The organism is Pseudomonas sp. NPDC007930, assembly GCF_042958985.1.
Taxonomy (GTDB): Bacteria; Pseudomonadota; Gammaproteobacteria; order Pseudomonadales; family Pseudomonadaceae; genus Aquipseudomonas.
Map to the genome: position 1 here is coordinate 704971 of NZ_JBIBKC010000001.1, position 15566 is coordinate 720536.

The window sequence follows — 15566 nt, forward strand, 5'->3', positions numbered from 1 at the left end:
AGACTTATTTTTGACCCACAGGATCGATTATGCTCACAACCCGCCGATGCTTAGGGGGGCAACCATGTGTAGTATTACTACTCCCCATGCCGCCCACAGGCATGAAATGCGAATTGATTTGTAGTAAAACTACAGCCCGCCGGGCGAACCTCCGGTAAATCCAAGAATTCAATATCGTCTGCCCACAAGGCCAGTCGCAACTCAGGCCATCGATTCTGGTGGCCTTTCCGCCCTGGAGCAAGCCATGCAAGACCTCGATCCCGTCGAAACCCAGGAATGGCTGGACGCCCTGGAATCCGTACTCGACAAGGAAGGCGAAGAACGCGCGCACTACCTGATGACGCGCCTGGGTGAGCTGGCCACGCGAAGTGGTACGCAGCTGCCGTATTCGATTACCACCCCGTACCGCAACACCATCCCGGTGACCCGCGAAGCACGCATGCCTGGCGACCTGTTCATGGAGCGCCGGATCCGTTCGATCGTGCGCTGGAACGCACTGGCGATGGTCATGCGCGCCAACATGCAGGACCCTGACCTGGGCGGCCACATCTCCACCTTCGCCTCCAGCGCCACCCTGTACGACATCGGTTTCAACTACTTCTTCCAGGCCCCGACCGAAGAACACGGCGGCGACCTGATCTACTACCAGGGCCACGCCTCGCCGGGCATCTACGCTCGCGCCTTCCTCGAAGGCCGCTTGAGCGAAGAGCAAATGCTCAAGTTCCGCCAGGAGGTCGACGGCGGCGGCTTGTCGTCGTACCCGCACCCGCACCTGATGCCCGATTTCTGGCAGTTCCCGACCGTGTCGATGGGCCTGGGCCCGATCACCGCGATCTACCAGGCGCGCTTCATGAAGTACCTGGAAAACCGCGGTTTCATCCCCGCCGGCAAGCAGAAGGTCTGGTGCTTCATCGGCGACGGCGAGTGCGACGAGCCGGAAACCCTCGGCGCCATCTCCCTGGCCGGCCGCGAGAACCTCGACAACCTGATCTTCGTCATCAACTGCAACCTGCAGCGCCTCGACGGCCCGGTGCGTGGTAACGGCAAGATCATCCAGGAACTCGAAGGCGTGTTCCGCGGCGCCAACTGGAACGTCAACAAGGTCATCTGGGGCCGCATGTGGGACCCACTGTTCGCCCAGGACGACGACGGCCTGATGCAGCGCCGCATGGACAAAGCCATCGACGGCGAGTACCAGAACTACAAGGCCAAAGACGGCGCCTACGTGCGCAAGCACTTCTTCGGCGACGACCCGGAGCTGCTCAAGCGCGTCGAGAACCTTTCCGACGACGAAGTGTGGAAGCTCAACCGTGGCGGCCACGACCCGTACAAGGTCTACGCGGCGTACCACCAGGCGGTCAACCACAAGGGCCAGCCGACGGTCATCCTGGCCAAGACCATCAAGGGCTACGGTACCGGCGCCGGTGAAGCGAAAAACACCGCGCACAACACCAAGAAGGTCGATATCGAGTCGTTGAAGAAATTCCGCGATCGCTTCGACATTCCGCTGAACGACTCCGAGCTGGAAACCCTGCCGTTCTATCGCCCGGCCGAAGACAGCGCAGAAATGAAATACCTGCGCAAGTGCCGCGAGAAACTCGGCGGCAGCCTGCCACAGCGCAACCGCGGCAACATCAGCATCCCAACGCCGCCGCTGGAAACCCTGAAGTCGGTACTCGACGGCTCGGGCGACCGCGAAATCTCCACCACCATGGCGTTCGGGCGGATCCTCGCCTCGCTGGTGAAAGACAAGGAACTGGGCAAGCGCATCGTCCCGATCCTCGCCGACGAAGCCCGTACCTTCGGCATGGAAGGCATGTTCCGCCAGCTGGGTATCTACTCGCCTGTCGGCCAACTGTACGAGCCGGTCGACCGCGACCAGGTGATGTACTACCGCGAAGAGAAAGACGGCCAGATCCTCCAGGAAGGCCTCAACGAGGCCGGCGCGTTCTCCTCGTTCATCGCCGCGGGTACCGCCTACAGCAACTACAACACCCCGATGCTGCCGGTGTACATCTTCTACTCGATGTTCGGCTTCCAGCGTATCGGTGACCTGGCCTGGGCAGCCGGCGACGGCCAGACCCGCGGCTTCCTGCTGGGCGGCACCTCCGGGCGCACCACGCTCAACGGCGAGGGCCTGCAGCACGAAGACGGCCACAGCCACATCCTCGCCAGCACCATCCCCAACGTGCGCAGCTATGACCCCACCTACGCTTACGAGCTGGCGGTGATCATGCGCGAAGGCACCTACCGGATGATGGAAAAGCAGGAAAACATCTACTACTACATCACCGTGATGAACGAGAACTACCACCAGCCGGCCATGCCGGAAGGCGTGGAAGCCGGGATCATCAAGGGCATGTACCTGCTCGAAGAAGACAAGCGCGAAGCGGCGCACCACGTGCAACTGCTGGGCTGCGGCACCATCCTCAACGAGGTGCGTGAAGCGGCGAAGATCCTGCGCAACGACTACAACATCGGTGCCGACGTGTGGAGCGTGACCAGCTTCAACGAACTGCGCCGCGACGGCCTGGCCGTTGAGCGCAGCAACCGCCTGCACCCGGGCGACGAGCCGAAACTGAGCTACGTCGAGCAGTGCCTGAACGGCCGTAAAGGCCCGGTGGTTGCCAGCACCGACTACATGAAGCTGTTCGCCGAACAGATTCGCCAGTGGGTGCCGGTGAAGGAATTCAAAGTGCTGGGCACTGACGGCTACGGCCGCAGCGACAGCCGCCGCAAGCTGCGTGACTTCTTCGAAGTAGACCGCCGCTGGGTTGTGCTGGCCACGCTCGAAGCGCTGGCCGACCGGGGTGAAATCGAGCGTAAGGTTGTGGCCGAGGCCATCACCAAGTTCGGCATCGACCCTGAAAAACGCAACCCGCTGGACTGCTGAGGAGACGCATCGTGAGTGAATTGATTCGCGTACCCGACATCGGCAGCGGTGCGGGTGAAGTGATTGAAATCCTGGTCAAGGTGGGCGACCGCATCGAGGCTGAACAAAGCCTGGTTGCGCTGGAGTCCGACAAGGCCAGCATGGAAGTGCCCGCGCCGAAAGCCGGCGTGGTCAAGGCCATCAAGGTCAAGATCGGTGACAGCCTGAAGGAAGGCGACGAACTGATCGAGCTGGAAACCGAAGGTGGCAGCCAAGCGGCTGCCGAACCGGCCCCGGCCGCTGAAGCCAAGGCCGAAGCGCCTGCCCCGGCACCGGCCGCCGCCCCCGCGGCGCCGGCTGCTGGCGGTGGTGCGGCGCAACCGATCAACGTGCCGGACATCGGCTCGTCGGGCAAAGCCCAGGTGATCGAGATCCAGGTCAAGGTGGGCGACACGGTCGAGGCTGACCAGTCGCTGATCACCCTGGAGTCGGACAAAGCCAGCATGGAGATCCCGTCTCCGGCCGCCGGCGTGGTCGAGAGCATCAGCGTCAAGCTCAACGACGAAGTCGGCACCGGCGACCTGATCCTGGTGCTCAAGGGTGCCGCTGGCGCCAGCGCCCCGGCCGCCGAGGCGCCGAAGCCGGCCGCCGAGGAAAAAGCCGCCGCCGCGCCGGCCGCTGCTCCCGCGGCAGCCGCCGCCGACAGCGTGCAGGACATCAAAGTCCCGGACATCGGCTCGGCCGGCAAGGCGAAGATCATCGAGCTGCTGGTCAAGGCCGGCGACACCGTCGAAACCGACCAGTCGCTGATCACCCTGGAGTCCGACAAGGCCAGCATGGAGATCCCGTCTCCGGCCGCTGGCGTGGTCGAGAGCATCAGCGTCAAGCTCGAAGACGAAGTGGGCACCGGTGACCTGATCCTCAAGCTGAAGGTCAAGGGCGCCGCCCCGGCGGCAGCCCCGGCCCAAGCCCCGGCAGCGGCCGCCGCGCCGGCCAAGGCTGAAGCCGCCAAGCCCGCCGCCGCTCCGGCTGCCGCACCTGCCGCTGCCCCTGCCGCTTCTGGCGCCAAGGTGCACGCGGGCCCGGCGGTACGCCAACTGGCGCGCGAGTTTGGTGTCGACTTGGCCCAAGTCAGCGCCAGCGGCCGCCATGGCCGGGTGATGAAAGAAGACGTGCAGGCCTACGTGAAGGCGATCATGACCAAGGCCAAGGACGCTCCGGCGGCCGCCGCTGCGGCCACCGGCGGCGCCGGCATCCCGCCGATCCCGACCGTCGACTTCAGCCGCTTCGGTGAAATCGAAGAAGTGCCGATGACCCGCCTGATGCAAGTTGGCGCCGCCAACCTGCACCGCAGCTGGCTGAACGTGCCCCACGTGACCCAGTTCGACCAGGCCGACATCACCGAGCTCGAAGCCTTCCGCGTGGCGCAGAAGGCCGTGGCGGAAAAAGCCGGCGTGAAGCTGACCGTACTGCCGCTGCTGCTCAAAGCCTGCGCCTACCTGCTCAAGGAGCTGCCGGACTTCAACAGTTCGCTCGCCCCAAGCGGCAAGGCGATCATCCGCAAGAAGTACGTGCACATCGGCTTCGCGGTCGACACCCCTGATGGCCTGCTGGTGCCGGTGATCAAGAACGTCGACCAGAAGAGCCTGCTGCAACTGGCGGCCGAAGCCGCGGCGCTGGCCGAAAAAGCCCGCACCAAGAAGCTTTCTTCGGACGACATGCAGGGCGCCTGCTTCACCATCTCCAGCCTCGGGCACATTGGCGGCACCGGCTTCACGCCGATCGTCAACGCGCCGGAAGTGGCGATCCTGGGGGTTTCGAAGGCCGCCATGGCGCCGGTGTGGGATGGCAAGGCGTTCCAGCCACGGCTGATGCTGCCGCTGTCGCTGTCGTACGATCACCGTGTGATCAACGGCGCCGCGGCCGCGCGCTTCACCAAGCGCCTGGGCGATGTACTGACCGACATCCGCACGATGCTGCTGTAACCCTTCGGGCCTGTGCCTGACTCAAAAACCGCCCTCGCAAGGGGCGGTTTTTTTTTGCCGTTTGGGCAGGCCCGGCGCCCCGGCAAGGAGCACCGGCCTACTCGATATTTTTTATGTATCGAGAAATCATTGTGCCACTATGGAATTTTGCTCAAGGCGGCCGATCTTATGGGCATCTCCATTCTGCCGACGGTAACAGCAGCCCTACATTTGCTACCGTTCGTGAAGAAAACCCCATAACTGTCTGCCAGATGGAGGCATTTGGCCAGCGCCGACGCTTGTCAGCGCCCTCGCCATGATGCAACCTTGCTGCACGCGGTGCTCAAAACACCCGCCGGTCAGCGACCCGAACTTTTGAAGTGAGCTCTCGATGAAAAGCCAGCCGGATGCTGCCACGCGCATGGCAGCCGAGGTAGTGACGCAATTGCCGGTGCCTTCGCGCCTCGGCATGCTGCGTTTCGAGCGCCTTCATGAGCCTAACTGGGCAATGCTGTACCTCGACCCCAATTGCGAACGTGACTTCGGCCTGCCCGCGTCGGACCTGTGCGCGCTGATCGGCGCCCCCTACGCCAGCCTGATGGAGCCCGAAGCGCGCTACCAGTTGCACGATGCCATCGAGCAACAACTGGCCACCCGCAGCTATTACCTGGTGCGCTACACCCTGCACGCCACCGCCGGGCCGCTGAACATCCTCGAACTGGGCGAACCGTACCGCCAGCACAACCGGCACTTGTTGCGCGGCTACCTGATGGTGGTCGATGACGTGATCAACGCCAACAGCAATGCCGTGGAGGCCAGCGGCCATGCCGGGCGCCTGCAGTTGGCCCTGGAGCTGAACCAGCGCGCCCAACTGGCGCAGCTGCAGCACCTGGAACGGGTGCGCGCTCAGCAGGATTTGATCCTGCGCCTGGCGCGCCAGCGCTACGTGACCAACGACCCGCTGCTCGAGGCCGGCGAGCTGATCACCCGCAGCGCCTGCGACATCTACGGCATCGACTGCGCCAGCCTGTGGATGCTCGACGGCAAGTGGATGATGCCGATCACCTCGTGGTCGATGCAGCGCAACGAATACAGCGTGCCCGAGCCGATCGACGCCTCGACTTTCCCTGATTACCTCGAAGCGCTGCACAGCAGCCGCGCCATCGACGCCGACAACACCCGCGGCGACCCGCGCACCCACGAGCTGGCCGCGCGCCTGGCCGGGCGCAACGTCAACGCCATTCTCGACGCCAGCGTGCGCGTCGACGGCCAGGTGGTGGGCGTGCTGTGCCTGGAGCAGCGCGGTGAGTCGCGCCCGTGGCAATCCGACGAGGTGGCCTTTGCCGGCGAGCTGGCCGACCAGTTCGCCCAGGTGATCACCAACCAGAACCGCCGCGCCGCCACCAGCGCGCTGAACCTGTTCCAACGGGCCGTGGAGCAGAGCGCCAACGCCTTCTTGCTGGTCAATTGCGACGGCATCGTCGAATACGTGAACCCCAGCTTCACGGCGATCACCCAGTACAGCACCGATGAGGTGCAGGGCCACCGCCTGGCCGAGCTGCCAGCGCTGGAAAACCTCAGCGAGTTGTTGTTCGACGCGCCCTCGGCGCTGGCCCGCAGCAACAGCTGGCAGGGCGAGTTCAAAAGCCGGCGCAAGAACCTCGAACCCTACTGGGGCCAGTTGTCGATTTCCAAGGTATTCAACGACCAGCGCGAGCTGACCCACTACATCGGCATCTACGAAGACATCACCCAGGCCAAACTGGCGCAGCAGCGCATCGAGCGCCTGGCCTACACCGACAACCTGACCAACCTGGGCAACCGCCCGGCGTTCATCCGCAGCCTCGACGAGCGCTTCGCCAGCGACGCCGGCAACCCGATCGCGCTGATGCTGGTCGACATCGACAACTTCAAGCGCATCAACGACAGCCTCGGCCACCAGACCGGCGACAAACTGCTGATCAGCCTGGCCCGGCGCCTGCGCAACAGCCTGAGCCCCAGTGGCACCCTGGCGCGCTTTGCCAGTAACGAATTCGCCGTGCTGCTCGACGCCACCGACCCGGACACCGGGCTGCAGATCGCCCTGCAGGTGCTCAAGACCCTCGACAAACCGATGTTCGTCGACAACCAGTTGATCAACGTCACCGCCTCGGTGGGCCTGGCCTGCGCGCCGCTGCATGGCCACGACCCGCAAACCCTAATGAAAAACGCCGGCCTGGCGCTGCACAAGGCCAAGGCCAACGGCAAGCACCAGGTGCAGGTGTTCACCGAAGCGCTGAATGCCGAGGCCAACTACAAGCTGTTCGTGGAGAACAACCTGCGCCGCGCCCTGGCGCAGAACGAGCTGGAGGTGTTCTACCAGCCCAAGCTGTGCCTGCGCACCGGCCGCCTGCTGGGCATGGAGGCCCTGCTACGCTGGAACCACCCCGAGCGCGGGATGATCCGCCCGGACCAGTTCATCAGCGTGGCCGAGGAAACCGGCCTGATCATCCCGATCGGCAAGTGGGTGGTGCGCCAGGCCTGCGCCATGAGCAAGCTGCTCACCGCCAACGGCTTCGGCCCGCTGCAAGTGGCGATCAACCTCTCGCCCAAGCAGTTCTCCGACCCCGACCTGGTCGCCACCATCGGCAACATCCTCCAGGAAGAACAACTGGCGCCGCACCTGCTCGAGCTCGAGCTGACCGAAGGCCTGCTGCTCGAAGCCACCGAAGACACCCGCCTGCTGCTGGGCCAGCTCAAGGCGCTGGGTTTGTCTTTGGCGATGGACGACTTCGGCACCGGGTACTCGTCGCTGAGTTACCTGAAGAAATTCCCCATCGACGTGATCAAGATCGACCGCAGCTTCATCCATGAAATCCCGGACAACCAGGACGACATGGAAATCACCTCGGCGGTGATCGCCATGGCCCACAACCTCAAGCTGAAGGTGGTCGCCGAAGGCATCGAAACCGCCGAGCAACTGGCGTTCCTGCGCCGCCACCGCTGCGACGTGGGCCAGGGCTACCTGTTCGACCGGCCGATCCCCTCGCAAGACCTCATCACCACCCTGCGCCGCTACCCCAAAGGCCCGCCGGCCTGACAGCCGGCAAACCCTCAGGCAAACTACGCGGTCTATTGAGTGACTGCATTGCTTCGAAGGAGAAGGCCATGGTCCTGCGTTCGGAAATCCTCGTGAACAAAAGCGAACTGCCCAGCGCGCAGCAAGCACTGCCTGGCCGCGACACGCCGATGGCGGTGCCGGCCGAGCACTTTGTCAACGGCCACCGCCTGCAGGCGCCGTTCCCCGAGGGCACCGAAGTCGCCTACTTCGGCCTCGGCTGCTTCTGGGGCGCCGAGCGCCGCCTGTGGCAGCAGGCCGGGGTGTACAGCACCGCGGTGGGCTATGCCGGCGGCTTTACCCCTAACCCCACCTACGAAGAAGTGTGCTCCGGCCTGACCGGCCACACCGAGGTGGTGCTGGTGGCCTTCGACCCGGCGCAAACCCGCTACGAGAACCTGCTCAAGGTGTTCTGGGAGTCCCACAACCCCACCCAGGGCATGCGCCAGGGCAACGACATCGGCACCCAGTACCGCTCGGTGCTGTACTGCACCGGCGAAGCACAGCTGCATGCGGCGCTGGCCAGCCGTGAACAGTACCAAGCGGAGCTGGCCAATGCCGGCCTGGGCGGCATTACCACTGAAGTGCAGATGGCGCCGGCGTTTTTCTATGCCGAAACCTACCACCAGCAGTACCTGGCGAAGAACCCGGAGGGGTATTGCGGGATTGGTGGCACCGGGGTGTGCTTGCCGGCTTGAGGCCGGCAGGGCAAGCTTCAAGCTTCAAGCTGCAAGGTCAGTGCCTGGGCATGCGGTGACACACCACACACCACGGCTTGTGGCTTGTGGCTTGTGGCTTGCCGCTTGCCGCTTGCCGCTTGCAGCTTGCAGCTTGCAGCTTGCGACTTGCCGCTAGCGCGTTAGCGCTCGGCGATCACCCACTCCATCTTCCAGCTCCCCTCGCTCTGCCCCAAGGTCTTGGCCAACCAGGGCAGCAGCTCTTTCAGCTCTTCCTCTAGCCCCCACGGCGGGTTGGCGATGGCCATGCCCGAGCCGTTCAGGCTTTGCGCCTTGTCGCGCGGGTGCACCAGCAACTCTACCTGCAGCAGCTTGGGCGCGCCGGTGCTGGTCAGCTCCTGATGAAACCGGCGCATCTGGCGTACGTCGTCCTTGATCGGGTACCACACCGCGACGATGGTCTGGCGCATGCGGCCTATCGCCTCTTTCATCGCCTGGGCGCAGCGGTTCAGCTCATCGAGCTGCTCGAAGGGCGGGTCGATCAGCATGATCGCGCGTTTTTCCGCCACCGGCAGCAAGGCCCGCGGCAGGTGCCAGCCTTCGCCCAGGTGCACCGTCACGCGCGGGTCGCGCTGGTAGTTCTCCTTGAGCAACTGGCCGTCTTCGGGGTGTTTTTCGTTGAGCAGCACGCGGTCTTGCTGGCGCGCCAGGCGCCGGGCCAACTCTGGCGAGCCGGGGTAGTAGCGCAGCTCGCCATCGGGGTTGAGCTTGCGCACAATGCGCAGGTAATCCGCGGCGGCGGCCGGCACCTGGTCACCCAGCGCCCAGACCCGGGCAATGCCTTCGAGGTATTCACCGGTACGGCTGGCCTGGTCGCCTTGCAGGTCATACAGGCCCAGCCCGGCGTGGCTGTCGAGGTAGGCGAAGGGCTGCTCCTTGCGCGAAAACAGCCCGAGCAGGCGGGTGAGCAGGATGTGCTTGAAAACGTCGGCATGGTTGCCGGCATGGAACGCGTGGCGGTAATTCATGAAGCCTTCTGTTGGCCGGGCAGCCAGATAAGGGGGTAAACGTGCGAGCGCGCCAGTTTACCCCCCCGCCCGCCTCAAGACCAACGGCGGGCGACGCTTAGCGCGCCTGGCGCCAGGCCGCGTCGGCGCGGGCGAAGCGCTCGGCCAGGGCCAGGTCGCGGCCGCTGAGCTTGCTCACCAGCACGATCGCCAGGCTGGCCAGCGCAAACCCGGGGATGATCTCGTACAGGCCCAGGCCAAAGCCGCCGGTTTGCTTCCACAGCACCACGGTGAGGGCGCCGGTGACCATCCCGGCCATCGCGCCCCAGCGGTTCATGCCGCCCCACAGCACCGAGAACACCACCACCGGGCCGAACGCCGCGCCAAACCCTGCCCAGGCATAGCCCACCAGGCTAAGCACACGGCTGTCAGGGTCCGCTGCCAGGTAAATGGCCAACAGCGCGATCAGCAGCACCATGGCGCGGCCCACCCACACCAGCTCGAGCTGCGAGGCGCCGCGGCGCAGGAACTGCCGGTAGAGGTCTTCGGTGAGGGCGCTGGAGCACACCAGCAACTGGCAGCTCAGGGTACTCATCACCGCCGCGAACACCGCGGAGAGGATCACCCCAGCGACCCAGGGGTTGAACAGCGCCTGGGCCAACTCGAGAAACACCCGCTCCGGGTTGGCCACGGTGGCCGCCGCCTGGTGCTCGTTGAGGCTGAAGTACCCCAGGCCGAAGTAACCCGCGCCACAGGCGCCGGCCAGGCACAGGACCATCCAGGTCATGCCGATGCGCCGCGCCTTGGCCAGGCCGCGCACCGAATCAGCGGCCATGAAGCGCGCCAGAATGTGCGGCTGCCCGCAGTAGCCCAGGCCCCAGGCCAGCAGCGAGACCACCCCGATGAAACTGGCGCCCTTGAGCAGGTCGGCGTGTTCCGGGCGCACTTCGCTGATAAGCATGGCCGAGGCATCCACGCCGCCGATGGCGAGCATGGCCATTACCGGGGTGAGGATCAGCGCGAAGATCATCAACGTGGCCTGCACGGTGTCGGTCCAGCTCACCGCCAGAAAGCCCCCCAGCAGCGTGTAGAGGATGGTCGCCGCGGCGCCGGCCCAGATCGCCTGCTCATAGGGCATGGCGAAGGTGCTTTCGAACAGCCGCGCACCGGCAACGATGCCCGAGGCGCAGTACAGGGTGAAGAACACCAGGATCACCACCGCAGAAATCACCCGCAGCAGCCCACTGTGGTCATTGAAGCGCGCGGCGAAGTAATCCGGCAGGGTCAGCGCGTCGCCATGGTATTCGGTGTGCATCCGCAACCGCCCGGCCACCACGCGCCAGTTCAGGTAGGCGCCGATGATCAGGCCGATGGCGATCCATGCTTCGGACAACCCCGACAGGTAAATAGCCCCCGGCAGGCCCATGAGCAGCCAGCCGCTCATGTCTGACGCACCGGCCGACAGCGCGGTAACCAGGCTGCCGAGGCGGCGGCCGCCGAGGATGTAGTCCGCCAGGTTGCGGGTATGGCGGTATGCCGCCAAGCCGATCAGCACCATCAGGGTGATGTAGGCCAGGAAAGTGATGAAGGTGGGGTTGCTCAAATGCATGGGGGGCACCTTGTTGTTATGGGGAACGCTGCGACCGGGGTTGCACCGCCGGCGGTGATCCTAGGCCGCCGCCCCCGTTCGGCTCAACCAGGCAACAGAGGTTTACGCCGCTTCCCACGCATGTTTCAGACGTTTCCTACAAGAAAATGCCATTTTTTAGGAGAATCGCACAACTTCATGGGCAGCGGGTGCCCACAAACAACCCGATGAAACATCACATTATTTGGGTTGCACCTGGTTGCACCCGGACCATTACCCCGCTAATCTCTGGCGATTAGCCCGCGTATGCCGATAGAGGAACAACCCATGGCAACCACCACTCTCGGGGTCAAGCTCGACGACCCTACCCGCGAACGCCTCAAGGCGGCCGCGCAGTCGATCGACCGCACCCCGCATTGGTTGATCAAACAGGCGATCTTCAGCTACCTGGAGCGCCTTGAGAGTGGTGCCAGCCTGGCCGAGCTGGGCAATGGCCTGGCAGGGGCCGGCGATGACGCCGGCGAAGCCCCGGGCGACAGCGGCCACCAGGCCTTCCTTGAGTTCGCCGAGAGCATCCTGCCGCAGTCGGTGCTGCGTGCGGCGATCACCGCCGCCTACCGGCGCCCCGAGCAGGAGGTGGTGCCCATGCTGCTGGAGCAGGCCCGCCTGCCCCAGGCCACCGCCCAGGCTGCCAACAAAATGGCCGCAGGCCTGGCTGAGAAGCTGCGCAACCAGAAGAGCGCTGGCGGCCGCGCCGGGCTGGTGCAAGGCTTGCTGCAGGAGTTCTCGCTGTCGTCTCAGGAAGGCGTGGCGTTGATGTGCCTGGCCGAGGCACTGCTGCGCATTCCCGACAAAGCCACCCGCGACGCGCTGATCCGCGACAAGGTCAGCAACGGCAACTGGAAGCAGCACCTGGGCCAAAGCCCGTCGATGTTCGTCAACGCCGCGTCCTGGGGCTTGCTGATCACCGGCAAGCTGGTGTCGACCCACAGCGAAGCCACCCTGACCACCTCGCTCAGCCGCCTGATCGGCAAAAGCGGCGAGCCGGTGATCCGCAAGGGTGTAGACATGGCCATGCGCCTGATGGGCGAGCAGTTCGTTACCGGCGAAACCATCGGCGAAGCCCTGGCCAACGCTGCGCGCTTCGAGAGCAAGGGCTTCCGCTACTCCTACGACATGCTCGGCGAAGCCGCCCTGACCGAGGCCGACGCGCAGAAGTACCTGGCCTCCTACGAGCAGGCGATCCACTCGATCGGCAAAGCCTCCCATGGCCGCGGCATCTACGAGGGCCCGGGCATCTCGATCAAGCTGTCGGCGCTGCACCCGCGCTACAGCCGCGCCCAGTACGAGCGGGTGATGGATGAACTCTACCCGCGCCTGCTGGCGCTCACCCTGCTGGCCAAGCAGTACGACATCGGCCTGAACATCGACGCCGAAGAAGCCGACCGCCTGGAACTGTCGCTCGACCTGCTCGAGCGGCTGTGCTTCGAGCCGGCGCTGGCCGGCTGGAACGGCATCGGTTTTGTGATTCAGGCCTACCAGAAACGCTGCCCGTACGTGATCGACTACGTCATCGACCTGGCACGCCGCAGCCGCCACCGCTTGATGATCCGCCTGGTCAAGGGCGCCTACTGGGACAGCGAAATCAAGCGCGCCCAGGTCGAGGGCCTGGAGGGCTACCCGGTGTACACGCGCAAGGTGTACACCGACGTGTCTTACATTGCCTGCGCGCGCAAGCTGCTGGCCGTGCCGGAAGTGATCTACCCGCAATTCGCCACCCACAACGCCCACACGCTGTCGGCCATCTACCAGATCGCCGGGCAGAACTACTACCCCGGCCAGTACGAGTTCCAATGCCTGCACGGCATGGGTGAGCCGCTGTACGAGCAAGTGGTGGGCAAGGTCAGCGATGGCAAGCTGGGCCGCCCGTGCCGGGTATACGCCCCGGTCGGCACCCATGAAACCCTGCTCGCCTACCTGGTGCGCCGCCTGCTTGAAAACGGCGCCAACACCTCGTTCGTCAACCGCGTGGCAGACACCACGCTGTCGATCCAGGAACTGGTCGAAGACCCGGTCGTGGCCATCGAGCGCCAGAGTGCCCGCGAAGGCGCCATCGGCCTGCCGCACCCGCGCATCCCGCAACCGCGCGAGCTGTACGGCGAGCAGCGGCCGAACTCGGCCGGCATCGACATGGCCAACGAACACCGCCTGGCGTCGCTCTCCAGCGCCCTGCTGGCCACTGCGCATACCGCCTGGCAAGCCGGCCCGCTGCTCGGCTGCGAGGTCGCCGCCGGGGCTACCGCGCCGGTGCTGAACCCATCGGACCACCGTGACGTGGTCGGCCAGGTGCAGGAAGCCACCCTGGAAGACGTGAGCAACGCCCTGCAGTGCGCGCAGATCCACGGCGCCATGTGGCAAGCCACGCCGCCCGCCGAGCGCGCGGCGATCCTCGACCGCGCCGCCGACCAGATGGAAGCGCAGATCCAGCCGCTGATGGGCCTGCTGGTGCGCGAGGCCGGTAAAACCTTCGCCAACGCCATCGCCGAGGTGCGCGAGGCGGTGGACTTCCTGCGTTACTACGCCGCCCAGGTGCGCCACGACTTCGCCAACGAGAGCCACCGCCCGGTGGGCCCGGTGGTGTGCATCAGCCCGTGGAACTTCCCGCTGGCGATCTTCTCCGGCCAGGTGGCCGCGGCACTCGCCGCCGGCAACCCAGTGCTGGCCAAGCCGGCCGAACAAACCCCGCTGATTGCCGCCCAGGCGGTGCGCATCCTGCTCGACGCGGGCATTCCCGAGGGCGTGCTGCAACTGCTGCCCGGCCGCGGTGAAACCGTCGGCGCCGCGCTGGTGGGCGATGACCGGGTCAAGGGGGTGATGTTCACCGGCTCCACCGAAGTGGCGCGGCTGCTGCAACGCAACCTGGCCGGGCGCCTCGACGCCCAGGGCCGGCCGATCCCGCTGATCGCCGAAACCGGCGGCCAGAACGCGATGATCGTCGACTCCTCGGCGCTCACCGAGCAGGTGGTGATCGACGTGGTGTCTTCGGCCTTCGACAGCGCCGGCCAGCGTTGCTCGGCCCTGCGCGTGCTGTGCCTGCAGGAAGACAGCGCCGACCGGGTGATCGAAATGCTCAAGGGCGCCATGGCCGAGGCCCGCCTGGGCAACCCGGAAAGCCTCGCCGTCGACATCGGCCCGGTGATCGACGGCGAGGCCAAGGCCGGCATCGAGAAGCACATCCAGGCGATGCGCGACAAAGGCCGCAAGGTGTACCAGGTGGCACGCGTACAGGGTAACGAAGCCCAGCGCGGCACCTTCGTGACCCCCACCCTGATCGAGCTCGACAGCCTCGGCGAGCTGGGCCGGGAAATCTTCGGCCCGGTGCTGCACGTGGTGCGCTATGCCCGCAAGGACCTCGACAAACTGATTGGCCAGATCAACGCCACTGGCTACGGCCTGACCCTCGGCGTGCACACCCGCATCGACGAAACCATCACCAAGGTGGTGGAAAACGTCAACGCCGGTAACTGCTACGTGAACCGCAACATCGTCGGCGCGGTGGTCGGCGTGCAGCCGTTCGGCGGCGAAGGGTTGTCGGGCACCGGCCCGAAAGCCGGCGGCCCGCTGTACCTGTACCGCCTGCTCGCCACCTGCCCGAGCGACGCCGTCGCCCAAGGCATGGCCCGGCAAAACGCCGGCGAGCCGGACCGCCGCGTGCAGGCTGAACTGCAAAAGCCGCTGCAGGCGCTGAAGGCCTGGGCCCAGGGCAACCAGAACAGCGCGCTGGCCGAGCTGTGCGAGGCCTTTGCCGGGCAGTCGCAAAGCGGCCTGGCGCGGCTGCTGCCGGGCCCGACCGGCGAGCGCAACAGCTACACCGTGCTGCCACGCGAACAGGTACTGTGCCTGGCCGAGCAAGAAGCCGACCTGCTGACCCAACTGGCCGCGGTATTGGCCGTGGGCAGCCACGCGCTGTGGCCGAACACCGAGCTGGCCACCGCGCTGCGCGGCCGCCTGCCGAAAGAGGTAGTAGCGCGCATCCACAGCACCAGCGACTGGAAGCAGGACAGCGCGGCGTTCGACGCGGTGCTGCACCACGGTGACTCCGACCAACTGCGCCAGGTATGCCAGCAGGTGGCCCAGCGTGGCGGCGCGATCGTCGGCGTGCAGGGCTTGTCGCAAGGGGAAACCCACGTAGCGCTGGAGCGCCTGGTGATCGAACGGGCGCTGAGCGTGAACACCGCAGCGGCGGGGGGCAATGCGAGCCTGATGACCATCGGCTAACGCGCCACCGGCCCTTCGCCCGGCACAGCCGGCCTCCCACGGGTTCTGTGTTGCCTTGCAAATCAAGCGCTTACACATATCTG

General features: G+C 65.5%; 7 protein-coding genes. 5 read left to right on the top strand and 2 right to left on the bottom strand.

The features are described 5' to 3' along the window. Positions 1-244: 244 nt before the first annotated feature. The 4 genes from aceE (at position 245) to msrA (ending at position 8631) form a co-directional block, all read left to right on the top strand. Entirely contained in the window at positions 245-2893 is a 2649-nt protein-coding gene (gene aceE, locus ACFZCE_RS03240) for a pyruvate dehydrogenase (acetyl-transferring), homodimeric type (RefSeq protein ID WP_390936008.1), read from the top strand. A gap of 11 nt (positions 2894-2904) precedes the next feature. Beyond that, positions 2905-4857, top strand: coding sequence for a dihydrolipoyllysine-residue acetyltransferase (gene aceF, locus ACFZCE_RS03245; RefSeq protein ID WP_390936010.1), 1953 nt, complete (start codon positions 2905-2907; stop codon positions 4855-4857). 370 nt (positions 4858-5227) lie between these two features. Continuing rightward, positions 5228-7915, top strand: a complete 2688-nt coding sequence (locus tag ACFZCE_RS03250) for an EAL domain-containing protein (protein ID WP_390936012.1) — start codon at positions 5228-5230, stop codon at positions 7913-7915. A 68-nt stretch (positions 7916-7983) separates the two neighbouring features. Next, on the top strand, positions 7984-8631 hold the full coding sequence (gene msrA / locus ACFZCE_RS03255) for a peptide-methionine (S)-S-oxide reductase MsrA (RefSeq protein ID WP_390936014.1): 648 nt from the start codon (positions 7984-7986) through the stop codon (positions 8629-8631). Positions 8632-8792: 161 nt separating this feature from the next. On the opposite strand, the gene ACFZCE_RS03260 is transcribed toward msrA, so the two are convergent. Beyond that, positions 8793-9638 (bottom strand): 23S rRNA (adenine(2030)-N(6))-methyltransferase RlmJ, encoded by an 846-nt coding sequence (locus ACFZCE_RS03260; RefSeq protein WP_390936016.1) that lies wholly within the window; start codon positions 9636-9638, stop codon positions 8793-8795. Positions 9639-9735: 97 nt separating this feature from the next. Continuing rightward, positions 9736-11226, bottom strand: a complete 1491-nt coding sequence (gene putP / locus ACFZCE_RS03265) for a sodium/proline symporter PutP (RefSeq protein ID WP_390936017.1) — start codon at positions 11224-11226, stop codon at positions 9736-9738. A 306-nt stretch (positions 11227-11532) separates the two neighbouring features. On the opposite strand from putP, the gene putA reads away from it, so the two are divergent. Then, complete coding sequence (gene putA / locus ACFZCE_RS03270; protein ID WP_390936019.1) at positions 11533-15483, top strand: trifunctional transcriptional regulator/proline dehydrogenase/L-glutamate gamma-semialdehyde dehydrogenase; 3951 nt, start codon at positions 11533-11535, stop codon at positions 15481-15483. The last annotated feature ends 83 nt before the right edge of the window (positions 15484-15566 follow it).